We start from the raw sequence: 23213 nt of genomic DNA on the forward strand, positions 1-23213 counted from the left end.
TGGAATCGTAGTCATGTTTGTCGCCGCGCTGTGCGACTTCTGTGCTTCTCGCCTCAGAGTGCGATTTCAAGATTCTGGGCCACAGATCGATCGACCACGGTGACAGGTGGGAGATAAACTCAGAACGAAATGGCATCCCGCATTCTTCTCGCCGGTATCGTTTGGCTCATGCCTGCCTTCGCAGCGGGACAGACCGATACCGGCCGGCGAAAAGACGTCGCGTCAATCCATGAGCTCATTGCGCAGTATGTGAAAGCAGTAGATACCGTCGATCTGAACCTCCTCTCGCAAATCTGGTCGCATTCGCCCGAGGTCTCGTTCGTGTATCCACTCGGCGAGGAGCATGGCTTGGACGCCATCGAGCAGCAGATCTTTCAAAAGATAATGGGCGGCATGTTTTCGACTCGTAATCTCGAGCCGAGGGCCGTAGAAGTCCACGTGAATGGAAATGCGGGCTGGTCGGAGTTTCACTGGACCTTTCATGCGACGATGCGCAAAGACGGGTCGGCAGTGACCACGCGTGGCGTCGAAACTCAGGTGTACCTCAAAGAATCTGGGAGGTGGCGGCTTGTACACGTCCACTATTCCGAGGACCACCAACCAATTCCCCAATGACGGTCGCCAACTGCACTTTCCTTCCCCGAAGCTCAATCTGCACAATGCTGCATAAAGCAGGTCGAACAAGCCGCGAGCTGCGCGGGGCCGCTAAAGTTACCATAACGCGGATCCACCGCAAGGGTTAGTTAAGAGGATTCCGCCCAAGCTAGCTGGCGCCCTTGCCGGAGTCAGATGGATTTGGGATGCCATGCCCCTGTTCGTCGATGGCCTCGACCACGCTGTCGTCGGTTGTGGGGCGGCCGTCGCGGACACTCTCTGCACCGAGGGAATTTTCGCTACCGGCTGGAGCTGTGAGATCGATTTTGTATTCCTGGTTGTCTTTTTTCCGAGTTGCGGTCATGATGTTCTCCTTAATCGCCTTGTGACGTAGGATGCAGCCACTAAACGTCCGTGAGCAAATTTCAGGAACACTCCTCCGGACCGGCGTGTAACGCTGCTCGTCCTGACAGATGGGATTCCCGAAGTTTCCGAAACCCGACTTTGCAGGAACGTCGCTTGAGGGCTCAGACTTCGTCGATAAGCGCATTGGCGATTGTTCTTCAAGCCAACAATGTGAATTAGAGCCTTCTTCCTTACAACACTGAAGTCTTCACTTGACAATCAGGCATTATCACGCAACACTCAAGTAGACACTTCAGTATTCCCACCACGGGAAGGAGCAGAGCCAATGCAAGAGCCATCTGTCGTTCACAGCACCTTCGTACTTGAGCGTAGTTACCCCAAACCGCCGAAGACCGTGTTTTCGGCCTTTGCCGAGGAGGGCAAAAAGAGGCGCTGGTACGCCGAGGGAGAGGCCAACGAGGTCCAGCAGTTTGCGATGGACTTCCGCGTTGGCGGCACGGAACGCCTCATCTACAAGTTGAAACCAGGCACCCCAGTGGCAGGCATGATCATTACCAATGAAAGCCGCTACCTGGACATCGTATCGGGGGCTTTGATTGTGACCGCGACGACCATGGATCTCGGCGAAAAGCGAATCCTGGTTTCGCTGGTCACTGCCGAGTTTCTCGAGACCGACAACGGCACCGATCTAATTCTGACGCACCAGGGGGTGTATCTTTCCGGCCCGAACGGACTCACTCCGCCGATGATCGAGACGGGATGGAACGGGCTGCTCGACAGCCTGCAAGCTGAACTGGCCAGGTAGCTGCCGGGAAGGGGGGCAGCGTCGTTGCCTGCCTGGCAGCGGCCAACTTTCAAGCGCAGTGCTTGGCGTAGGACGGAGCGCCGCCGCAGGCTTGGGTAGGCCGCTGGAAGGAGAGAATATCAATGGCCATCGGGAAAATATTTGACGCCTTGGGTGACCCCACTCGTCGAGCGATTGTGGATAGACTGCGCCAGGGCCCGCTCTCAGTCTCCAGCTTGGCAGGCCCCTTGCAGATAAGCCTCACCGCCGTGGGACAGCACCTGCAGTTGCTCGAGGAGACTGGCCTGGTGCATACGGAAAAGCTTGGCAGAGTACGCACCTGCCGTCTCGATCCCACCGGCTTTTTGGCGCTGCACAACTGGGTCCAGGATCACCGTTCAACCTGGGAACGCGGGCTCGATCGGCTGGGCGACTTGCTTGCAGATTCAGACGAAATACCAACGAAAGGACGTCTATAAGGAGGACAACCATGCAGAAAGACGTGTTGCTTGAAATCGTTAAGCAAAATCAATATACGAGTTCCTTCTCGTTTGACCGGATTACGGAACAAAACTCCAGCTTGCGGTTGAACGACCGGACAGCATCGATCGGCTTCATCTATCGCCACATCGGCGAAACGATCAACCTATTCAGTCAGTTTCTCGGAGTAGCAACTGATGTTAGAAACACGACGATGGGCGAAGTCGATACGGGCCAGCATTTTGACATTGGCTACAGCAGAGAATTGATTGAGCGAGGCTTCAAGGTACTCGAAGAACTCGTGGAAAACAGTTCGGACGAGGACTGGCTGAAGCCAGTGGATACTCCTTTTTTTGGCACTGTGTCCAAAGTAAGGCTATTCGCCCATGCGCTTTTTCACACCTCAAATCATGCAGGACAAATAGCTCTGACGTTGGCGAAAGGAAGAAAGCCGTCCGTGGATGAAACTGAGTAGAAGCTGGTCCAAAGAGTAATGGGCCAATGTACTCGTCGACGAAGACGTTCGCAGAGCGAAATCGGGCAGTGTCTGTCAATCTGTTGCTTCGTGCTGCTCGATTTGCGACTTAAGGCCGATGCACTCTTCGAAGGCACTCGGATCGGTTCAAAGATCGAAGGCCCCGAAAAACGGCGTTTTCGGAAACTACGCTCGAATTTGCTGGGAACCCGACTTTTCCGGCAGTTCGACCGGGAGTCGCAGACATCCACTAGCCGCGCCGTTCGTGCAAATGGCGATTTCACGTAAATCGAAGAACGGCCCGGGCCGGATTACAAGTCCCTAGAACATTCGAGAAGTAATCCTTAGGACTGCGCACAAATGGCGCATCGCTGAGATTTTGGCTTGAGATTTGCCAATGAGGAATCCGAGTCATCGGTGGTCCGCGCTGTGTGGGTTGCCGCCGTTTCTGAGCAGCCGAATCCGTTTGCCGGTAAAATTGCGGGTGATACCTGGCGGACGAAGTAAAGATAAGGTAAGGGGCCCAGATGCGTTTTCTTGGGGTGGTGCCGTTTCTTGCGATGGTTGTGACTCTGGCTGGATGTTCCGGTTCGTCTTCGATACCGATTTCCCTGAGCCTGACTTCGACTCCAAAGGCGCTCGATCAGGGTCTGGGGCTTTCTGCTACGGTCACAGCTACGCTCGCGAATGACACGTCTGGCAAGGGAGTCGTGTGGGGCCTCGCCGGTGTCGGCTCTCTCAGTTCTTCGACTGGTACATCGGTTACCTATTCCCCGCCTACCACCAGTATCGCCAGCGCACAGCAGATAACGGTGACGGCCACCTCCGTCGCAGAACCGACGCAGAGCGCTTCGATACAGATCACCGTCAACCCATACCCGGTCATACCTTTTCAGTCGATCGCCAGCGGAACTGCAGGTGTGGCGTATAGCCAACCGATCACGCTCACTGGAGGCACGGCTCCGTTCCATTGGAGCGTCTATAACGGGTCGGGTATTACCGCAACGGAAGTAGGCGGATCGCTGCCCGACGGGCTGACACTGAACGCCGCAACCGGGATGATCAGCGGGACACCCACTGGCGCTGGGACCTGGTTTTTTGATGGGACTGTGACGGACGCTGACGGCGCCTCCGCGTCGAATGAGTTGAGCATTCAGATCAATCCCGCGGGATCCGTGACCGCAAATCCGGTGCCCTTCCTGAACCAGCCGCTCGTACCGTCTGCCGTATCACCTGGTAGTAGTGGAACTACGCTTAAGGTTAGCGGAACTGGCTTCGTCTCCGGCGCTACGGTCGATTTCAACGGCACGGCACTCGCAACGACTTTCGTGGACAGAGAACATCTGAGCGCCGTCCTGCCAGCGACGGACGTGGCGGCGGCGGGGACGGCTTCGGTGACGGTGGTGAACCCGGCTCCCGGCGGCGACTCGTCCAATGCGGTGTATTTCCAGGTGGGAACTCCGCAGACGACGGTCAACTTTGCGAACGCTCAGAATTCTCCATTACAAATTGCGGAGCCCGCTGGATTAGCAATCGCCGACTTCAATCAGGACGGAAAGGCAGACCTTGCAGTCGCGGCAAATGTGAGGCTGTATACGATGCTCGGCAATGGCGACGGCACATTTGCGGGTGCAGCGGATTCCCCGGTTTCCATACCCAGCCCGCCCTACGATGATTTTGCATCGCCGTATGTCTCGGCGTTGACCGTGGGCGATTTCAATCACAGTGGTCATTCCGGGTTGGCGGTTGCAGAGTTTCAGAACGAAGCCGCAGTGATCCTGCTGGGGAACGGGACCGGCGCCCTCGTTACTTCTTCGGCGACCTTCGCAAATGCCCCTGGTTTTCCGATGTCTGCGATCGAGACTGCGGACTTCAACGCGGACGGTAATCTCGATCTGGCTCTTATCGACTCGATCTCAGGTATCTCGCAAGTAGACCTGGGATACGGCAATGGAGCGTTCAATGCCGCCGGACAGATTCCTTCAGGTTCAGGCACGGCGGTGGGCGATTTCAATGGAGATGGAAAGCTGGATGTCGCTGTCGTTGGTGGCGGAGGAGTAGTCATCTCGCTTGGGAACGGCGACGGGACGTTCACACAAACAGCCAGCTCACCGATTCAAGTCGGGTATGGCCTCTCGTCGATTGCCGCGGGGGATTTCAATGGCGATGGCAAGCTGGATGTCGCTGTGACGGATGAAGATGGAAATGCTGTACGCGTCCTGGTGGGGAATGGTGACGGAACGTTTCAGCCACCCATCACCATCGCGGTCGGAAATGGGCCTGCTGCCATGGTCGTGGGAGATTTTAATAATGATGGCAAGCTGGATCTCGCCACCGCCAACAATGGCGATGGCACGGTCACGCTTCTGTTGGGGAAGGGTGATGGGACATTCATCCGGGCGTCCACTTACACTGTGGGAAAGGGCCCAGACGCCATCGCGGCGGCAGATTTCAATGGCGATGGAAAACTCGATCTAGCCGTGGCGAACGGCCTGGACGGAACGGGATCAGTATCGATCCTGTTGCAGCAGTAGCCACGCTCCACGCTATTTGGTCGTCGTATATTTGCCTGGCACTGCGGTGGGATTGGCGGAAGCGGTCAGCGTTGCGCGTTCCGAAGCATGTCTCTGACAGGAACTCCTTAGGGGCGATTCATCGACAGATTCTGGGACTCTATTCATTGAGGCCGAGCCCGGTTTATGTAGCGACAAGTCGGCCAGTGTTCAGCGATCCGCTGCCCGCTGGGTTGAAGCCGACTTCCAATGGAGGTACGAGGGTACAGCGGGGAATGATTAGCGACGCTCCCGCAATACGGGGTTTTCGGCAAGTTCAGATCGAAGCCGCCGATAACCGGGCTTTTCTGATATTGGTGCTGCTCATTAGCGCAGCCGCGCCAATAAATGTAATTGGCCACTCCGACCTAAATCGATGCGACGGGTTGGCCCTTCGCTCAATCATGACTACTGGCGTCCCTACAGCATTGCGCTATGGTTCACGAACTTACAAATCGCCATACAGTAAAACCGTGAGGCGGCGTGGACCATGCACCCCGCGAATACGAACCATCTCAATATCTGACGTAGCGGAGGGCCCGCTAATGCTGGTGATCAGTCTGGCACTTTGCGATCTTATTGCAGCGAGCGCCTCTGGGAGCGATCCATAAACCTGATCGCGACATACGATGCAGATGTGATGATCTGGCAGCAAGGTAAGAGCGCGACGCCCCTGATCTCCGCCATGGACAAGGAAGATGGTTCCGGTGGAAGCTACCGCGGCTTCGCATGTCGTCAATACGGCCTGCGCGCGATCAAGCTCTGGAGTGGTGAGACCGTGATCAACGTAGACATTCACGTTTTCCGGAGCGAGCGTCTGGAGCGGACCAGAAGGGACCAGCAGGCGATCTTCACCTGCATCCTGCAGTGCCTGCTGAACGGCTGCGGGAAGTTCGGTCTCATCGGTCAGCTCGATCACCTTCGTGTCGTAGTCGATAAGTCTGTCGATAAACAGTTGCAGGCAACCTCCTCGATCAAGGCTGGAGCAGCGACCATACGAGCGGGTAATACTTGCGTGGGATGTCTCGACCGGGACCTTGAGATCAGGAAGTGCGGCGCGAATGCGCGCCAGAATCTCCTCGCGTGCGGTAAGAGGGAGGCTCATGATGCCTCCTCACTCGAAACGGCAGCTTCAACTCGTGTCTTCCACCAGTCTCGAAAACTTTGCTTAGGGAGAGGCCTGAGATCCCGAAACTCTGTCCATGCGCCGGCAAGCCCCGGGAGGTTTGTGAGCTGCCCGTTCCGCTCGAAAATCTTTTGCCCTAGCCTCGCAAGACGCTGTGCAGACTCATAACGACGATGACTCAAAAAGATCGTACCCATCGCCCGCATCGCTAAACATTCCGCTGATAGGCTGCCACGAAGGGTCGCCTGCTCTTCGCGAACGATCTTGCCTCGCAAGTGAATCAGGATTTCTGGAATATTGATCTTAACCGGACAAACTTCATAACAGGCGCCACAAAGCGTCGAGGCATACGGAAGTGAGCGAGAGTGCTCTAAAGATTGCAACTGCGGGGAAAGAATTGCACCAATGGGGCCAGAGTAGATGCTGCCATAGGCGTGGCCTCCAGTCTCTCTGTAGACGGGACACGCATTCAGGCAGGCGCCGCAGCGTATGCAGTCCAATGTCTCGCGTTCGCGCTCGTCTTTGAGAAGAGCTGTGCGCCCGTTGTCGAGCAAGATGATATGGAACGCCGTCGGCCCATCGCCCGGTTCGACTCCGGCCCAAAAGGAGTTGTACGGATTCATGCGCTCTCCTGTAGCGGAGCGTGGAAGAAGCTGCAGAAAGACTTCAAGATCCTGGAAAGTGGGAATCACCTTTTCTATGCCGATTAAGCTGATCAGAACATTCGGCATCGTGACACACATTCGGCCGTTGCCCTCTGACTCGACGACACAAACAGAACCGGTTTCAGCAATGGCGAAGTTTGCCCCGCTGATGCCGATCTTTATACGCAGAAACTTCTCGCGTAGATAGCTACGAGCAGCATCGGTCAGATCAGCGGGCTGATCTCCAAGGTCGACAAGCCCCATCTGCTCGCGGAATATCTCACGTACTTCAAAACGGTTCTTATGCAGCGCAGGGACAACGATATGCGAAGGCTCATCGCTGCTCATCTGGACGATCATATCGGCGAGATCCGTCTCATAGGCTCGAATGCCGGCGTGTTCGAGGGCCACATTCATCTGGATCTCATCCGAGGTCATCGTCTTAACCTTGATGACCTCAGCCGGCTGATCTCCGCTGTATTGCTTGATCAATGCAGCGGCGATTGTGTTGGCCTCATCGGCATCTCGCGCCCAGTGGACCTTTCCTCCAGCCTGCTCACAGTTTCGTTCAAATTGTTCTAGGTAGTAATCGAGATGGGCGAGTGTGTGCATCTTGATATCACTCGCCGCTTGTCGCAATTGCTCCCAGTCTGGCATCTCATCAATACGCAAGGCACGTTTCGCCCGGATGATGTCCGTCGCGTTTCTTACATTGCGGCGGAGCTGATCGTTTCTGAGTGCGGCTTTGGCCGCCACAGGGAATGACGAAGCTCGATCGGTCTTACCGACTCGTACGCTCATCTGTCCACCTCAGAAGACGACAGTATTTCAGCTAGGTGCATGGCCCGCACTGAGGAGCCCTGCCGATGAAGTCCTCCATAGATTTGCATCAGGCAGGAATTGTCGAGTGCTGTGATGACCGCTGCTCCAGTTTCCAAAACTTCTCTGTTTTTTTCGGATAGCATGGCGGCCGAGACGTCCGCATTCTTAATAGCGAAAGTGCCGCCAAATCCACAACATTGATCCTGATTAGGCAAGTCGACCAATTCAAGTTTTCGTACCTGCCGAAGGAGCCGATAAGGGCCATCGCCCACATTCAACATTCGCAAAGAATGGCAGGAGGGGTGATACGTTACGCTATGGGGGAACGTGGCTCCAACATCATCAACCCCAAGGCGCTCCACCAGCAGTTCGGAAAACTCAAAGATGCGTGGAAGCAGATTGCGAACTTCACGCGCGAAATCCGGATCATGCTCCTGTTGCGCGATCAATTCGTAGTGTTCCCGAATCATCGCAACGCATGAAGCCGAAGGTACACAGACAATCTCTGCGTCCCGGAAGATAGAAACGAAGCGACGCACAAGTGGCACAGCATCCTTCTGATAGCCGGTGTTGTGATGCATCTGGCCGCAGCAAGTTTGTTCGATAGGAAATTCGATGGTGTGCCCGAGGCGCTCCAATACGCGCGTCACTGCTATACCCGTTTCCGGGAAGAGCGTGTCGTTATAACAGGCAACAAAGAGCGCGATTCGCAAAGATCTCTCCTTTGATATCGCACCTCCCAACGACGGAGGTTTTGCAGATCGCACCCTTCCTCTATCGATCAGAATCGCGCATGATTACGTGAGGGTGCGATCGAGATGGGTATATCCGCCGTCGACAACAAGATGTTGTGCCGTAGTGTGTCCGGACTGTTTTGATGAAAGCAGGAAGACTGCCATGGCGGCGATTTCCGATCCCTCGGTCATACGCCGGCCTAATGGAATCCGATCACTGATTGCCTTAAGGGCGTCCGACGGTTTGTCCTGGCTCTCCAGCCACCTCTTATAGAGAGGCGTGAGAACCTCGGCAGGTAAGATGCTGTTGACCCGGATGCCAAACGGGAGAAGCTCAGCAGCCCACTCTCGTGTCAGCGCGAGCTGAGCGCCCTTAGCCGCGGCATAGGCCGATGTTCCGCCTTGCCCCGTAAGCGCGACCTTAGAGCTGATATTGACGATCGCTCCACGTGCTTCCTTCAACATCGGCAACGCAAAGTGTGCCATTGAGTAGTAGTGAACGAGGTTCTGACGCAGGCTTTCGAGGAAACGCTCTGGATTGCCATCAGCAAGCCCGATCCCATCATTTGCGCCAGCGTTATTTACAAGTCCATCAATGCGGCCATGCTTTTGTTGAATGTGTTCCACTGCATGACGACAATGCTCTGCGTCTGCAAGTTGTGCTTCGATGAAGTTACATCGGCTCTGTTCCTTCATCTCATTCAGAAAATGCTTAACATTCTCTGAGGCTCGGCTCACGATGACAACAACAGCCCCCTCGTCAATGCAGGCGCGGGTAATGGCCTCTCCAATACCGGCACCGCCGCCAGTGACGACAATGACACGATCTTTGAGTCCCAGGTCCACAGTCTCTCCGCAAAAGTAATTCAACGCAGGTTGAAAAATCCGCCATCGATTGGATAGTCGACTCCTGTAACGAAGGAGGACGCATCGGAGCATAGATACAGGGCCAGCATAGCAATTTCATCAGGAGTGCCCATACGTCCTATCGGCTGCGACTGACCGAGGGCCTTCATCTTTTCGGCTTCTTCGCCCGGATAGTTCTTCGCAAGGAAGCCGTCGACGAATGGAGTGTGCACGCGCGCCGGCGAGATGCAATTGCATCGAATTCCTTGCGCGATGTAGTCTTTGGCCACTGAAAGTGTCATAGAAAGCACGGCGCCCTTCGTCATTGAGTAGGCAAAGCGGTCCGAAAGGCCCGCCGTAGCTGCAATGGACGCTAGATTAAGAATGGTCCCACAACTCGTTTCGAGCATCGTCTTAATCGCAGCCCGCATACAGAGGTATGTGCCCCGGACATTGACTGAAAAAAGCCGCTCGAAGTCTTCAAGAGAGGTAGATTGCAGATTCCCGACATGCGCCAGACCTGCGCAATTGACCAGGATATCGACAGGCCCCACAATTTGGGAAAACGCTTTTCCAACGCTCTCTTGTGAACCGACATCGCAGGCGAGGCTTGAAGTGGCCGCTCCAGTTTTTTCCCTGATCGCTGTCGCGGCAATGTTCAATCTCTCTGAATCAAGATCAACCAAGACAACATTCGCTCCTTGAGAGGCGAACAGCTCGCTTATAGCGAAACCTATCCCGCTGGCGGCACCGGTCACTACCGCGCGCTTCCCTGTCAGTTCAAACACCGGCGAAATTCCCCCATATACCACTTGGACCATCGTTCTGAGTTTTACCGTCCTCGTCATAGGCTTGTCAAATATGAAACTTGTATGGCACTTGTAAAAGAATGCGCACGAAGCCGGGTGGATGGGCAACCTTACATATTTCCCCATGCACGTAATGTTTCATTGACGAAACATGACGACATAACTACACTTGCTTTGCTGTCAAACATTGAGAGCAAAGCGGTTTGAGAAAAACGACCCGAAGCCTTTGAAACATCGAGGAAGCTTTGAAACCAATCACCATAACCAACGTGCGAGTCATCGATCTACGCTTCCCAACGTCGCGTGAGTCTATCGGGTCAGACGCGGTCAACAAAGACCCTGACTACTCAGCCGCCTACTGCATTCTCGAGACGGATACAGGCCTCGAGGGCCACGCTCTCACATTCACGCTTGGTCGCGGGACGGAACTTTGCGTCAGCGCAATTGAGTATCTTTCGAGATTTGTTCGGAACCGCACGCTGCAATCCATTACCGCTGATCTCAATGGGTTTTACCTTCTATTGACTGGAGACATGCAATTCCGATGGTTGGGTCCAGAAAAGGGCGTCATTCATCTTGCGTGCGGTGCTCTGATAAACGCGGTTTGGGACCTATATGCCAAGGCTGAAGACAAGCCGATTTGGCGACTGCTTGCAGAGATGACCCCGGAGCAAATCGTAGCCGCTGTCGACTTTCGTTATATTGCCGACGCAATCTCGCCCTCGGAAGCACTCGACATTCTACGAGCAGGCAAGCATCAGCAAGCTGAGCGTTTGTCCATCTTGGAAGCTCGCGGTTATCCAGCATATACAACTTCAGCTGGCTGGTTCGGGTTTAGTGATGAGAAGATTCGGCAGCTTTGCCGCGAGGGCCTTGCTGATGGATGGACTGGCTTCAAACTTAAGGTGGGAGGCACTCCGGAGGACGATCTGCGGCGTGGGCAGCTCATGCGCGAGGCAATCGGATGGGATTGTCAGATGATGGTGGATGCCAACCAGAAATGGGGAGTTGAGGAAGCGATTCAACGCACACTCCTGCTGGGCCAACTCAAGCCGTATTGGATGGAAGAACCGACCAGCCCGGACGATATCCTGGGGCACGCGCGCATCCGTCGCGAGGCTACCCCCGTACGCATCGCCTCCGGGGAGCATTGCCACAATAGCATCATGTTCAAACAGCTATTTCAGGCTCAGGCCATCGATGTTTGTCAGATTGACAGCTGCCGTGTTGCCGGAATCAATGAAAACCTGGCTATTCTTCTCATGGCAGCAAAGTTTGGCATCCCAGTTTGTCCCCACGCAGGTGGGGTTGGGCTATGTGAATATGTGCAGCATCTCGCGATCTTTGATTTTCTTGGCGTGTCCTGTACTTTGGAGGATCGCGTGATCGAATTTGTAGACCATCTCCATGAGCACTTTCGGTACCCTGTGACGATTCGAAGAGGTCATTACATGGTGCCTCAAGAGTCCGGCTACAGTTGTGAAATCCTCCCTGCATCACTTGAACGGTTTGAATATCCCAATGGAGAAGTTTGGAGGGAACAGTCGGATGAAATTAGTTTCATTCACGCATAACGACGGAATGATTCATGGTGGATTATTGCAGGATCAGTTGGTCCAGCCGCTTCGTCATTCACAAGAGGATGATGTACTCGCACACATCATAAGCGGTGCTGCATTACCTGTATTCGAGGGAAACCCAATTCCTGCGGATGAGATTACATTGATGGCCCCTCTGCAAAGGCCTCCCCGAATCTTTGGCATTGGTCTAAACTACCGAGAACACGCGGCTGAATCGAGGATGGTGGTACAGTCTGTTCCTACCGTGTTTATGAAACTTGCCTCTTCGATCGTAGGCCCGGAAGCCGATGTGCTCTTACCGCCCGAAGCAACTGATCCAGACTATGAAGCCGAACTCGCCGTAGTCATAGGTAAAGCTGGTTATCGCATCGGACCTAACGACTGGGAGCAACATGTCTTCGGATACACCATCATCAATGATGTGAGTGCCCGCGGTGTACAGCTTTCAACTTCTCAATGGACAATGGGAAAGAGTTTCCCCACATTTACCCCGATGGGACCATCCATTACAACTCGCGATGAAGTACCAGACCCTCACCAACTTGATATACGGCTGACCCTCAGCGGTGAAGTTATGCAGTCAGCAAACACTCGCGACCTCATTTTCCGGATCCCCAATCTCATCGCCTATCTCTCAAGTATCGTTCCACTCTGCCCTGGAGACATTATCAGTACCGGCACGCCGCCAGGGGTCGGACTCGGTCGTACCCCGCAACGCTGGCTACGCGACGGTGAAGAGATGATCATCGATATTGAACGGATTGGAAGGTTGCGCAACCGTACACGTTTCATCGACTAACATTCGTAAAAAGCCATGCTCAAAACCGGCATTCTCAACCCGCAGATCAACTCCTTGCTCAGTCGTGTCCGTCATACCAACACGTTGGTCATCGCTGACCGCGGCTTCCCTTTCTGGCCTCAGATTGAAACCGTCGATCTTTCTCTGGTCGATGACATTCCAACGGTGCTTAATGTTCTCAACGCAGTGACCGCGAACTTCGTCATAGGCAAAGCCTGGATGGCGATTGAATTCCGTGAATGGGTCGCGCCGACGACCCTAAACGCATTCAAGATGCTACTGCCTTCAATTGAATTTGAAACGCATATCGAATTCAAACGCCGGGTGCCCTCTGCAATTGGACTCATTCGTACCGCAGATACGACTCCATACTCAAACATTATCCTTGAATCGGCTTAGGCACGCAAAGCCTCATGAATAATCCGTTTCAGACATCTTCGTCTCATAAGTCAACGATGTCGTTGCTTCCGCTAAGAATCGACGCGCACCACCATCTTTGGCACTATCACCCGGCGGAGTTTAGCTGGATCGACGAAGATATGGCTACTCTACGCCGCGACTTCCTGGTGAACGAACTTCACCGAGAGTTGCTGACGGCTAAAATAGATGGCACCGTTGCCGTGCAAGCGCGTGAATCTCTCGTAGAGACACGCTGGCTACTGGAATGCGCACGGTCTGCGCCGATCATACGAGGAGTTGTGGGCTGGGCTCCCCTTGGAGCGAACAACCTTGCAGAAATCTTGAATAGTTTCGACGATGCCGCCAAACTCGTCGGTATACGTGAGATCGTTCAGACAAAGCCCGATGGATATCTTGACCGGTCAGAGTTTAATCGCGGCGTCAGACAACTCACGAGTCTTAGTCTGACATACGATATCCTCATCCAGGCACGGCAGTTAATAGAAGCGACACGCCTCGTGGACCAACACCCTTACCAACGATTTGTTCTCGATCACGCGGCGAAACCGAAGATTTCTAAAGACGAACTCGAACCGTGGAAGACGCGTCTTCTTGAGTTGGCGCGTCGTCCAAATGTGTTCTGTAAGGTCTCGGGCCTTGTGACGGAAGCCAATTGGCAGCATTGGACGCTGGAATCGTTGTGTCCCTATCTAGATGTATGCGTGGAGGCCTTCGGGCCGAATCGACTTCTCGCCGGATCCGACTGGCCGGTGTGTCTAGTGGCTTCTGCCTATTCACAATGGTGGGATCTACTCGCGCGCTACTTTGCTGACTTCAACCAGGATGAGGTTCGGCTCATCTTCGGCGAGAACGCTATAGAGTTTTATCGCCTCTCGGCTGACCTTGGGGTTTCATCTTGAATAGTGCGATCGACAAACCATCGCCTGCAAACTCTCAAAGTGCAAATGATCCGAGGTCGGATCTTTTTCCACGTGGTCATTTGCTTCCCTTCATCCTCGTCACCGTACTGTTTTTTATTTGGGGAATGTCGAACAATCTGACCGACATTTTGGTGCAGCAGTTTAGGAAGTCTTTTGAACTCTCACCAGTGCAGGCACAGCTTGTACAGACAGCCGTTTTCCTTGGTTACTTCTGCATGGCTCTCCCGGCCGCGATCTGCATGCGCCGATGGGGTTACAAATTCGGCATCCTCGCCGGCTTATGTCTATTTGGATCAGGCACTCTAATGTTTTGGCCTGCCGCAGTGATAGGCCGGTACTGGCTAATGCTGGCTGCATTATTTGTCGTTGGTTGTGGTTCAGCCACACTCGAGACAGCTGCCAACCCATTCATCGCCGAATCAGGACCTTCTGCTACCTCCGAACGGCGCCTGAATTTTTCCCAGGCATTCAACCCACCAGGCACAATCACCGGTGTCCTAATTGGTACTTTCTTCATCTTTTCAGGCATTGAGCTTTCAGCCTCGAAGGCTACGTTGATGAAATCTCAAGGCACATATGCCGGCTATCTTCACGGCGAAATCATGCGTGTGGTTCCCACATACGTTTCGCTCGGCTGCGCTGTCTTTCTACTTGCGGTCATCATCGGATTCACAAAATTTCCCAATGCGCCCCAAGGGCACGGAACGAAGCAGGCTGGTCCTCTCCTTCGTCAGATCATCTCGTTGCTACGCGTGCCAAGACTTCGTGCGTCGATCCTGGCGCAGTTTTGTTACTGTGGCGCACAAGTCAGTACATGGTCTGCGTTCATTCCTTATGTGAGGCAGTACACCCACTCCAGTGAACGAACCGCCGGTTTATTGCTGACAGGTAATCTAGTCGCGCTCGCAATCGGCCGTTTGACCTCCACCGGCCTGATGCGTTGGTTCAATCCCGGCCGCATGATGGGTGCGTACGCCAGCATCAATATTCTGCTGCTCACGGTCACCATTCTTCACCCCGGAGGCCTTGGTGCAGGCGCAATTCTGCTCACGAGCTTCTTTATGTCGATTATGTTTCCCACCATATTCGCAATGGGCATCAAGGGTCTTGGTCCAAACACAAAGTTGGGAGGCTCTTTGATCGTGATGTCTGTCGTCGGTGCCGGAATGATTCCCCCTATTCTCGGACTAGTCGCCAAGCATTCCGGAAGCTATGCATTGGGATACACGGTAGTTTCAGCCTGCTACCTTGTCGTCGCAATCTACAGCCTGAACGCCCGATCCAGCACCAAAGCACTCACCATTCCCCTGCCAATCTAAGTTCACCGTCATCCGACCGGGCGCTTGCCGCCAATAGACAATGTAATCTGCTCCGCAGCTTCGCGCAAAAGCTTGATCACCTGGATACTGCGTTTTGTTGATTCGTTGTATTGAATATGGGGCACAGTCAACGCTCCAAGAGGCGAACCCCTATCGTCGAAGATCGGAAAGCTGATATTAACGATGCCTTTAACCAAATAGCTCGCTCGCTTCTCATAACCCGCCTTGCGAATGCGCTCAAGATGCGCCTCAAGGTCGCGAGGGGGCTTCTTACCTGTCTCCCGGCTCCACTCCGCTAATGTTCGCTCGCGCTGAGCTGCCACCTGGTGGGCAAGGATGACGTATCCGCTCCCGGATTCCATAATGTCGACGGTTGATCCCAATTTCACGAAAAAGCCCAGATCCGTCGGGGCGTTGACCTGCGCCAGAAAGACCACGCGGCTCCCCTCCAGCACGCCCATATGGCAAGACTGCAAGGTGACATGGGCCAGTCGATTCATAACAGGAAGCGCATCGACGATCAAGCGTTCGGTGGGCGGATGTTCCTGCACCAGCTTGAACATCTTTAAGGTTAGGGAATATCGCTCCTCCTCGACTTGTGCGATATAACCACGCCGCTCCAGGCATAGCAACATGCGAAAGATTTCCGATATGGTCCGCTTCAACTCACGGGCCAACTGACTCTTTGTCAGACCAGCGGATTGATGCGCCAACAGCTCAATAATATCAAGCCCTTTGTCTAGGGCGGGGGTCGCATAGGTTAGCGTCTTCGTCGACTTTGCTAAAGATCCTACGGTTCGATTCTTAGGCATACTTATCCTGCATAGCTAATCTAAATTTACACTTGGCTACAGAACTGGAGCGCAATAAACGCTACTACATCAGCCGACTAGGGGCAAAGGGACCAAATCAGGTTTGTACCGACATGTGATTCATTATAGGGTCTTGTCTCAGCGACGTTGGCATCTGACGCAACCTGGAATCAGTGGTACGAACAGCCGATCATCGATACCACTTGCTTGACTATTCGGGTCGGCAACGATGAAGCCTACCATGGAAAGAGATAGCAACACCTCCGCAACAGGGACCGAAGGCCTTCAACCCGGGACGCGACCGAAGGAGTTGCGACTAGGGCAGAGTAATTAGACCAGGATCGGCTGGAAAGACGTGAGCATCGGCGCGAACAGAAAACACTGGCGCTGCTCGCCGTCCATAATAAATCTAACGAAGCTGTTCCTACCGCCTATCCTGCTGTAGATAGCCGTCATCACACAAGCAGACCTCCCTGGCAGGCAGCGTGAGAAGTCTAAGGACCCCATTCTTCCTCCCGCAATTTCCTGAAGCGGCGCTCAAGACCCGCATGGGTCCTGTTCTTTCGGTCCAAATCAGTAGGCTTTGATCTTGCGTTCTTGAAGTTCGGCGAGTCATTAAGATTATCGGCTTCGTTACCTCTGACCACGGAGCTATAGTTATTTGACGACGATATATTGTAGACTTGGGCGGCCTTGCCCCAAACAAAAAACCAGCCATTGGGATCATCGCTGAAGTTGTTCGTAATTGCTAGGAATCGACTACCCTGGTCAAGGTAGATTGCTGATCCCTGTGAAAACCCGCCAATATTGCCAAAGTAGTTTCCTACTATCTCTGAATCGGGTTGCTCTCCGAGTACATAGATACCGGCCCCATCATGCATCCATAACATGACATTGGAAATCCTGTTGTAATCAATTTTATTGCCTGCGCTGGATTGACTAAAACTATTGGGTTTAGTAATCCGTGTGAAAGATGTCCATCCCCATCCGACACTTATGCCTGTATAGGGTGCAACGGATATCTCATTATGAGAGAGGTTAAGATCTTTTGTGTAAAAGATGGAAACAGCCGGCGCTTGCAAGGATTCCACAGCCAAATTTCTTAGCGAGTTATTCTGAACAACATTATTGGTCGGAACACCTTCTACCCCAGGAGGAAAATCACCATCATCAATGTAAACATTTCTCGGATCCCCAATGTTGATGGCCGAACTACCTATGTCATAAAATACCGACCCAATAACGCTTGAGTTGCTTGAGTCATTACCAAGGGATAGGCCAACCGCGCCAATGTGTTCAAAGATATCACCGACAAAGTCAATATTTTTAGAGTTCTCGCATTCAACGGCCGCTCTTTGCAAAGTGTTATCGAGATATTTTATTGTGTGATTTACTCCGGCGTCACTGTATTTCGTATATAAAGCAATTGATTGTACGGTGGTGTCTCCATAGGAGCCACCGACGTTCATTAGAGAATAATGCGAATAAGCAAATGTAATTCCGCGAAATTCAACATTAGCAACTCGATGCTCCGTTGACGAGCCCTTTAAGATCATCAAACCCTCCGAAAGCGGAGCAATCACTACCGCGGTATTCATGTCCTCGCTAGCGCGCTTGTAATAGTAGAGGGTCTTACTATGCCGGTCGAAATAGAACTCGCCTTCGGTGGTCAACAGTTCGAGAGCATTCTGGAAATGGAATTGGGAAACAGCTTTAAGTTCCGGTTTATTGCTGATGAACGCGCATCCATACTGAGGTATAGATTGCGCAATAGCACCGATCGGTTCCTGAAGGATCGCAATAGATTTTGTACCTAGCATCTCAATATTGTTGAGACTAACGATGTGATATCCAAAGCCAGCTTTGCTGGTCAATTCTACATCTCCAGGATTTTTATATTGCCCTAGGTTATCTTTGCTGAATGTAAATCCGGTGAAGCGTGTGCCGGATGTCAACGCCCACGGTTCAGTACCCTCTATTCTGAAAGTGCCGACACCTTGAATCTCTGAGCTATAGATAAAATCTTTGCCACGAGCCATAGACGATCGCTGACCATTAACATAAAGCTGCCGCAGCTTTTCCGGCCTATCGAGGCTTGCCTTGTAAATGTTACCGTCATATTTAGTCCAGCCGGTGATCTGTCTTCCGCCGCTGACCATTGGCCTTTCATTCTTATAAGCGAGATAGTGAATAGTGTGGCCGTTGGTGCCAGAGTCGGCTGGAGTGAATGTAATTGGAGCAGTAATAAGGTAGACACCGCCGCGAAGGTAGATATAAATGTCCTTCTGCATGAGTCCGGTACGACTCGCTACGGTATCGCGAGCTTTCTGAATGGTATGGAATGGGGAGTCTTTGGTGCCTCGGTTATCGTCGTCTCCCATAGGTGAGACAAAGAAAGTGTTCGTCGCATGTTGTATCGGCTCAGAACGGGCATGAGCTGCAGCTTGCATGAAGGTTGGGAATAATACAGGCGCAAACACGATGACGAATAATTGCCTCGTGCGTGACAATATGAATTTGATTGGATTTCGAGGGAACATAGCAAGTCTCGGGCTTGTGGTCGAAGAACAAAGCAGCTTAGGTTCTATACTAGAAGGCTTCTGGAAAGCGAAGTGACGTAGAGGTCGCAGTCGATTTTCAATGGTGCAACAAGGTTCTCGCGTTTATTGGCTTCGGCCGAAAAGACCAATTTGAGCTCTCCCCAGCTTTTTCGGTGAATGCGCCGGTAGACCTGTCACAGGTACAAAGCGTAAAGTGGTTGCTTGTGCTTCGGCTCTCTTCATAAGGTAGCTACTTCCCGCAACTGCTTTGAATGTCACTATTGAGCCCATTGCATGATTCTCCGTTCGCACGCCGCTTCCGGACAGAATCTCGATCTTTTCATTTGGCCATGGATTGCGAATCTTCAACCTTTGAGTCGTACCCGCTTCAATGGCAACAGTTGTCGGGACGCCGTGTCTCACCTGCACGTCCACCTTCGTTTTTCCGCGAATATACGCGCTGCCATCGAAATCCCACCCTGGAGGTGTAGCAGGTGCGACTCGGATAAGGCCGTCGTAATCCTGGACCAGTGCTTCCTGAAGAGAGGTTGCGACAATACCACCCAATTCAACATAGAACTCGCCATACTGTTGGTCCCAATTGGCGAAACCATTGATCGAGTCTTGATACTTCTCAGTGATCGCAGCTAACGTTTCTCCAACCTCCTTACCCAAGCCGAGCCGTGCAGCCTGAATGGGGTCGTAGCTCCAATCTGCTGTTGCAGGATATGGACGATGAGTATACGTACGCAGTGCGAGAGGGAACAGGAGTGATTCTGGGCCGATGAGATTGTACGGCCACACTGGCTCAAGGCCAATATTTTCGTTGTTATGGTTGATTGTGGCTGGAAGGTAAGAATCCACGATCATATCCTGTCCCTCAGCGTCTGCCGCAGGTTTTACTAAGGTCTGCGGGCTCGTCACTTGCGCACGTGGATAAGGAGGAATTTTCAGCAACGCCGCTTTGAGCTGTTCAACGAGGTCAGCGTCCTTGCCGAGAAGGTTGGCTGCCTGAATCGTCGCCGGGTACAAAGCTAGGCACGCGGCAATATCGGTGGTTGGATCGGTCACATCCCACTGAGTCTCATGTGCATTGGACGGGCCCGTATGCAAGAGTCCGTCAGGGCCGACTTTTTGATACGCAAGAAGAAATCGCGCCGAAGCCGCCATTATCGGATAGTTACTGATAAGAAAGCTTCGATCATTGGTCGCCAGATACTGTTGCCATACCCATAGCGATACCTCCGCTCCTGTTGAGACTGTGCGCGAGTTCGCATAGGGCTGGAATTGTGCGTCGCAGTCGTAGGCTACCTGAAGAGACGGCTGATTGGGCGGCCAGCTTGGTTCGTATTCGACTCCCTGCCCGTTGAAACGCATGGTTTCCGCAATACAAGCGCCTGGGCGCCTAAGCATATGCTTTTTTGTCCAGTCTTCTATGTTCGCGAGATTTTCTCTGTAGAGATTGAAGTACGGAGCATTCAGCTCTGACAACCCCGCGCCAAGATTTGCCGCTACCTGCATTCTTAGGTTCCAATGCCAAAACGCAGATGAATCCCAGTGATGAGCATCTCTGCCAGAGGAAAGCATATCTGCGACCCCGGCTTGGGTGCCAGGGTACTCCTTTCCCTTTTCAGCAGCAGCCGCGTACAGATAGATATTTCGGAGATTCTCCATATAGGCTCCAACTCCATCTGCTGAAGTAATTTTTATCGTTGCGGCCCTGTGCCAGAAGGCATGCCACCAACGCTTATGCTCGCCTTCATTCGTCTGTACTAGCGCCGGAGTGACAGCATCCTGCTCAATCTGGCTCCCGTCGTAATGCGGTCCTGCAATGATGATTCGGAAATGGCCATCGGGATACGGCTCGAAGGAAAGTGTGATCGTGCGTGGATCTGTAATCGTGACGGAGAGACCTCGGCCCTCCGCCGTTATGGCTGAGAGTGTGCCAAAAGATAGTCCTGAAGCGCCTGGAGCTTTATTATCATTCCACACTTGAGAGAGTATGCCCGTTTTGCCTGCAGCCGATGCGTGCGGACTGCGTGGTGGCCAGAGGTCTAACTTGGCGGTCTGAGCATGATCCGGGTCCGCACCCGTCACATCAACGATCATCGTGTCTGTATGGGGTTGCATATAGACGGTAGCTGTCATCCCACCGCCGCTCTCTCGAAATTCTCCACTGTAAAGATCAAGGCGCCCAGAATAGTCTCTCGCATTCGTCAAAGGTATTAGTCCCGGGATTTCCACCTGTCCCAAAGAGTAGCGATAAGGCAAAGTATCGGCGCGGTTCAGTTGTGCAGTAAATCCATTTGCAGACCAGACAGCAGCTCCTAGACTGCCATTCCCAAGTGGCATGGCCTCTCTGGCCTGAATATTCGGCGCGTCCAAAACGATATTCGAACGGCTTATGACACCAGCCACGTCAATATGAAATTTTCCATTATCCCAAGCTGTATCAGAAGCAGACTGCGATTGAGCACGAACACTCACATGCCATATAAAACTCGTGCAGGCTAGGGCAAGATATAGGGGCTTTCCGCCCGGTCTTTTCATATTTTCTTTCTCTTTCCATATTTGTTGCGCTAGAAACATGCCGTTTACGCGAGTTCCAGCACCTGAAATTTATGTGCGAAGCGACAAGATACATCCCATCTGCGGCTTAGGGAATCGCATAATGACTTTTCCTTTTCCTTGTCGAACGGATATGCCAAGGTTCATGGGATAGAGCAGCTCAACTTCATGTGCAAGAGATGGTATTTGCACTTCGTTGATCCCACCGAGTCGCCATACTGCCATAAACGTGGCTCCCGGACCACGCATACCTAATGCAACCGGCGTTTGGCGGTCTGTGACATCGGGCATACCGAGAGGATAAAAAGGCGTGGCATTTGCAATATGCATCCGAATCCTGGACTTATACACAAAGAGCCCCTGTTTCACTTGCTCCTTTGCTTCGGGAGTGAGTTGGGCCAAGTGTCCGCTCTGATGGACACGAAGCAGCATAGCGTTCACCATATTGAAGCTTGCCGCCTCGGCAGTGGATTGCTCTGTAGGATAGGACCAAACCGCAAGCTGCTCAGGAAGTACTGCCGCCGAGGCTCCCGTCGCAATTGCCGGGAAGTTTAAGTATTCTTCTTGGTCACTGCAGGATTGCAACTGTAGCCGCGACAACATTGCGTAATCCATACGCCCACCACCACTCCCGCAGTTCTCGATGATTAGCTCCGGATATCGTTCCAGTACCGCGTCAAGCCATGCAAGGAGCGCCCGATTATGCTCCAGCAAACCTTGCCCAAAGCTTTCTGCATCGGTTTCAGTTCCCTCCAGGCCATCGGTGTTGTAATCCATCTTGATATATCCGGCGCCGTAATCCTTGACCAGACGATGCAGCACGCCATTCAGATATGCGCAAACGTCCGGATGTCGAAAATCGAGCAATAAACGTGAATTTTTGATCACACGCCGACCGTGCCTCATGAAAAACCAGCTGTCAGGCTTTTGCGCCAGTGAGGAATGCATGCCCGCCACCTCTGGCTCAAGCCACAACCCAGGAGTCATACCAGCAGCGCGAATCTGATCAAGCGTGTACTTTAGCCCCTTTGGCCAGCGGCTTTGCGCCGGCTGCCAAAGCCCGACCGTCTCACTCCAATTCTCATTCCTCTCTGCATACCAACCCGCATCGATTACAAAGTACTCGCAACCCATTGCAGCTGCAGCAGCAATGAGCGGCCTCTCCTTCTCCTCGGTTGGATCACCCTCAAGACAATTCATATAATCATTAAATATGATCGGACAACTGCGGTTGCGATCAGGCCGTGGTCGCACACAATCACTTCTTCGATACTGAGTGAGTGCGGTAACCATTTCCTCAAAGCCGCCGCGAACGCATCCGACCGCTACCGGAACCGTCTCATATACCGCGCCAGGCTCAAGCTGTTTCCACGCCTGAGCATGTAGAGCATCGGGGCCTCCTAGATAGCCGTATACATCGTCCGCCAGGTTGCCGCGGGAAGAGGCGTTCGATATTTCCCAATGCCAAGAGCCATTGTGCTCGATCTGCCAGAATGTAGTCAGACCTAGTTCTTTGTTTTCGACCCCCGCCATAGCCAGGTATTTTTCAGTTGACCATGTACCGATCCCATCGGCCGCGGCCTCTGACCAACTCGCACGCTCATTTTCAACAAAGCCCATGTCAGATGGTCGCAGCGTGTGCCACTGTCCCTCTGACATCCAACTGTTATATGCGAGATGAATTCTCAGTTGGTTGTTATATCGAAATGGATCTGCCAATCCATGCAGCATCGCAGAGCTGAGGAATTCGATACCGACTGCCGCAGTGCCCGTATTTGAAACGCGTGTATGTCGTCGCAACACGGGTGAATTGGCAAATGTCTGATAGAAGGATTCAACCTTTAGGCCTGTTTGATCATCTGCATGTTCAAGAACAAGTAGCAAATCCTCCTCGCGCTTGCCCATGTACTTCAGTCGAAGTCCTGGATTTCCCACCGCCTGCTTCATAGCTGCATCGATCGAATTCTCGCCTGTACATTGAAGAGCTACCTCTGGGCCGTATGATTGCGTAAACGAATCTCGA

General features: G+C 52.9%; 20 protein-coding genes. 10 read left to right on the forward strand and 10 right to left on the reverse strand.

The features are described 5' to 3' along the window. Positions 1-129: 129 nt before the first annotated feature. Entirely contained in the window at positions 130-615 is a 486-nt protein-coding gene (locus GSQ80_RS00005; protein ID WP_158785468.1) for a DUF4440 domain-containing protein, read from the forward strand. A gap of 148 nt (positions 616-763) precedes the next feature. Here the strand turns inward: GSQ80_RS00005 and GSQ80_RS00010 are convergent, their stop codons facing one another. Beyond that, positions 764-958, reverse strand: coding sequence for a hypothetical protein (locus tag GSQ80_RS00010; protein ID WP_158785469.1), 195 nt, complete (start codon positions 956-958; stop codon positions 764-766). A 327-nt stretch (positions 959-1285) separates the two neighbouring features. Here GSQ80_RS00010 and GSQ80_RS00015 point away from each other — a divergent pair, with 327 nt between their 5' ends. The 4 genes from GSQ80_RS00015 to GSQ80_RS00030 all read left to right on the forward strand — a co-directional run bounded on the left by GSQ80_RS00015 (position 1286) and on the right by GSQ80_RS00030 (position 5233). After that, entirely contained in the window at positions 1286-1765 is a 480-nt protein-coding gene (locus GSQ80_RS00015; protein WP_158785470.1) for an SRPBCC domain-containing protein, read from the forward strand. A gap of 122 nt (positions 1766-1887) precedes the next feature. Then, positions 1888-2223: a helix-turn-helix transcriptional regulator gene (locus GSQ80_RS00020; RefSeq protein WP_158785471.1), complete on the forward strand. Its 336-nt coding sequence runs from the start codon at positions 1888-1890 to the stop codon at positions 2221-2223. 11 nt (positions 2224-2234) lie between these two features. Then, positions 2235-2699, forward strand: a complete 465-nt coding sequence (locus GSQ80_RS00025; RefSeq protein WP_158785472.1) for a DinB family protein — start codon at positions 2235-2237, stop codon at positions 2697-2699. Between the two features lie 527 nt (positions 2700-3226). After that, entirely contained in the window at positions 3227-5233 is a 2007-nt protein-coding gene (locus GSQ80_RS00030) for an FG-GAP-like repeat-containing protein (RefSeq protein ID WP_158785473.1), read from the forward strand. 466 nt (positions 5234-5699) lie between these two features. Here the strand turns inward: GSQ80_RS00030 and GSQ80_RS00035 are convergent, their stop codons facing one another. The 5 genes from GSQ80_RS00035 to GSQ80_RS00055 form a co-directional block, all read right to left on the reverse strand. Next, positions 5700-6356, reverse strand: a complete 657-nt coding sequence (locus GSQ80_RS00035; protein WP_158785474.1) for an LUD domain-containing protein — start codon at positions 6354-6356, stop codon at positions 5700-5702. Further along, positions 6353-7822 (reverse strand): LutB/LldF family L-lactate oxidation iron-sulfur protein, encoded by a 1470-nt coding sequence (locus GSQ80_RS00040; RefSeq protein ID WP_158785475.1) that lies wholly within the window; start codon positions 7820-7822, stop codon positions 6353-6355. Before GSQ80_RS00040 ends, GSQ80_RS00035 begins: the two co-directional genes overlap by 4 nt. Continuing rightward, a complete protein-coding gene (locus tag GSQ80_RS00045) occupies positions 7819-8556 on the reverse strand; it encodes a (Fe-S)-binding protein (protein ID WP_158785476.1) in 738 nt (245 codons plus the stop codon). The genes GSQ80_RS00040 and GSQ80_RS00045 overlap by 4 nt, the downstream gene beginning before the upstream one ends. A gap of 84 nt (positions 8557-8640) precedes the next feature. Beyond that, on the reverse strand, positions 8641-9423 hold the full coding sequence (locus GSQ80_RS00050; protein ID WP_158785477.1) for an SDR family oxidoreductase: 783 nt from the start codon (positions 9421-9423) through the stop codon (positions 8641-8643). Positions 9424-9443: 20 nt separating this feature from the next. Then, entirely contained in the window at positions 9444-10271 is an 828-nt protein-coding gene (locus GSQ80_RS00055) for an SDR family NAD(P)-dependent oxidoreductase (protein WP_254059360.1), read from the reverse strand. 206 nt (positions 10272-10477) lie between these two features. Here GSQ80_RS00055 and GSQ80_RS00060 point away from each other — a divergent pair, with 206 nt between their 5' ends. The 5 genes from GSQ80_RS00060 to fucP are packed head-to-tail and all read left to right on the forward strand — an operon-like array spanning position 10478 to position 15270. After that, a complete protein-coding gene (locus GSQ80_RS00060; protein ID WP_158785478.1) occupies positions 10478-11806 on the forward strand; it encodes an enolase C-terminal domain-like protein in 1329 nt (442 codons plus the stop codon). Further along, complete coding sequence (locus GSQ80_RS00065) at positions 11781-12611, forward strand: fumarylacetoacetate hydrolase family protein (protein ID WP_158785479.1); 831 nt, start codon at positions 11781-11783, stop codon at positions 12609-12611. Before GSQ80_RS00060 ends, GSQ80_RS00065 begins: the two co-directional genes overlap by 26 nt. A 15-nt stretch (positions 12612-12626) precedes the next feature. Then, positions 12627-13010: an RbsD/FucU domain-containing protein gene (locus GSQ80_RS00070; RefSeq protein WP_158785480.1), complete on the forward strand. Its 384-nt coding sequence runs from the start codon at positions 12627-12629 to the stop codon at positions 13008-13010. 56 nt (positions 13011-13066) lie between these two features. Next, complete coding sequence (locus GSQ80_RS00075; protein ID WP_158785481.1) at positions 13067-13930, forward strand: amidohydrolase; 864 nt, start codon at positions 13067-13069, stop codon at positions 13928-13930. Further along, a complete protein-coding gene (fucP, locus tag GSQ80_RS00080) occupies positions 13927-15270 on the forward strand; it encodes an L-fucose:H+ symporter permease (protein ID WP_254059361.1) in 1344 nt (447 codons plus the stop codon). Before GSQ80_RS00075 ends, fucP begins: the two co-directional genes overlap by 4 nt. An 8-nt stretch (positions 15271-15278) precedes the next feature. On the opposite strand, the gene GSQ80_RS00085 is transcribed toward fucP, so the two are convergent. The 4 genes from GSQ80_RS00085 to GSQ80_RS00100 form a co-directional block, all read right to left on the reverse strand. Next, positions 15279-16082 (reverse strand): IclR family transcriptional regulator, encoded by an 804-nt coding sequence (locus tag GSQ80_RS00085; RefSeq protein ID WP_158785482.1) that lies wholly within the window; start codon positions 16080-16082, stop codon positions 15279-15281. Between the two features lie 494 nt (positions 16083-16576). Then, on the reverse strand, positions 16577-18622 hold the full coding sequence (locus tag GSQ80_RS00090) for a right-handed parallel beta-helix repeat-containing protein (protein WP_158785483.1): 2046 nt from the start codon (positions 18620-18622) through the stop codon (positions 16577-16579). Between the two features lie 123 nt (positions 18623-18745). Next, complete coding sequence (locus GSQ80_RS00095; RefSeq protein WP_158785484.1) at positions 18746-21211, reverse strand: glycoside hydrolase; 2466 nt, start codon at positions 21209-21211, stop codon at positions 18746-18748. A 30-nt stretch (positions 21212-21241) separates the two neighbouring features. Next, positions 21242-23137 carry a glycoside hydrolase family 36 protein gene (locus tag GSQ80_RS00100; RefSeq protein WP_158785485.1) on the reverse strand — a complete coding sequence of 632 codons (1896 nt, stop codon included), beginning with the start codon at positions 23135-23137 and terminating at the stop codon, positions 21242-21244. Positions 23138-23213 lie beyond the last annotated feature (76 nt).

It is taken from the genome of Granulicella sp. L46 (assembly GCF_009765785.1).
In the GTDB taxonomy this organism is placed as follows: Bacteria; Acidobacteriota; Terriglobia; order Terriglobales; family Acidobacteriaceae; genus Granulicella.

Bases quoted from the DNA above. Each gene is read 5' to 3' on its own strand.
- GSQ80_RS00020 (WP_158785471.1), top strand. From the start codon at position 1,888: ATGGCCATCGGGAAAATATTTGACGCCTTGGGTGACCCCACTCGTCGA.
- GSQ80_RS00005 (WP_158785468.1), top strand. From the start codon at position 130: ATGGCATCCCGCATTCTTCTCGCCGGTATCGTTTGGCTCATGCCTGCC.
- GSQ80_RS00010 (WP_158785469.1), bottom strand. From the start codon at position 958: ATGACCGCAACTCGGAAAAAAGACAACCAGGAATACAAAATCGATCTC.
- GSQ80_RS00035 (WP_158785474.1), bottom strand. From the start codon at position 6,356: ATGAGCCTCCCTCTTACCGCACGCGAGGAGATTCTGGCGCGCATTCGC.
- GSQ80_RS00095 (WP_158785484.1), bottom strand. From the start codon at position 21,211: ATGTTTCTAGCGCAACAAATATGGAAAGAGAAAGAAAATATGAAAAGA.
- GSQ80_RS00015 (WP_158785470.1), top strand. From the start codon at position 1,286: ATGCAAGAGCCATCTGTCGTTCACAGCACCTTCGTACTTGAGCGTAGT.
- GSQ80_RS00055 (WP_254059360.1), bottom strand. From the start codon at position 10,271: ATGACGAGGACGGTAAAACTCAGAACGATGGTCCAAGTGGTATATGGG.
- GSQ80_RS00040 (WP_158785475.1), bottom strand. From the start codon at position 7,822: ATGAGCGTACGAGTCGGTAAGACCGATCGAGCTTCGTCATTCCCTGTG.
- GSQ80_RS00070 (WP_158785480.1), top strand. From the start codon at position 12,627: ATGCTCAAAACCGGCATTCTCAACCCGCAGATCAACTCCTTGCTCAGT.
- GSQ80_RS00100 (WP_158785485.1), bottom strand. From the start codon at position 23,137: ATGAAGCAGGCGGTGGGAAATCCAGGACTTCGACTGAAGTACATGGGC.
- GSQ80_RS00030 (WP_158785473.1), top strand. From the start codon at position 3,227: ATGCGTTTTCTTGGGGTGGTGCCGTTTCTTGCGATGGTTGTGACTCTG.
- GSQ80_RS00090 (WP_158785483.1), bottom strand. From the start codon at position 18,622: ATGTTCCCTCGAAATCCAATCAAATTCATATTGTCACGCACGAGGCAA.
- GSQ80_RS00085 (WP_158785482.1), bottom strand. From the start codon at position 16,082: ATGCCTAAGAATCGAACCGTAGGATCTTTAGCAAAGTCGACGAAGACG.
- GSQ80_RS00065 (WP_158785479.1), top strand. From the start codon at position 11,781: ATGAAATTAGTTTCATTCACGCATAACGACGGAATGATTCATGGTGGA.
- GSQ80_RS00075 (WP_158785481.1), top strand. From the start codon at position 13,067: ATGTCGTTGCTTCCGCTAAGAATCGACGCGCACCACCATCTTTGGCAC.
- GSQ80_RS00025 (WP_158785472.1), top strand. From the start codon at position 2,235: ATGCAGAAAGACGTGTTGCTTGAAATCGTTAAGCAAAATCAATATACG.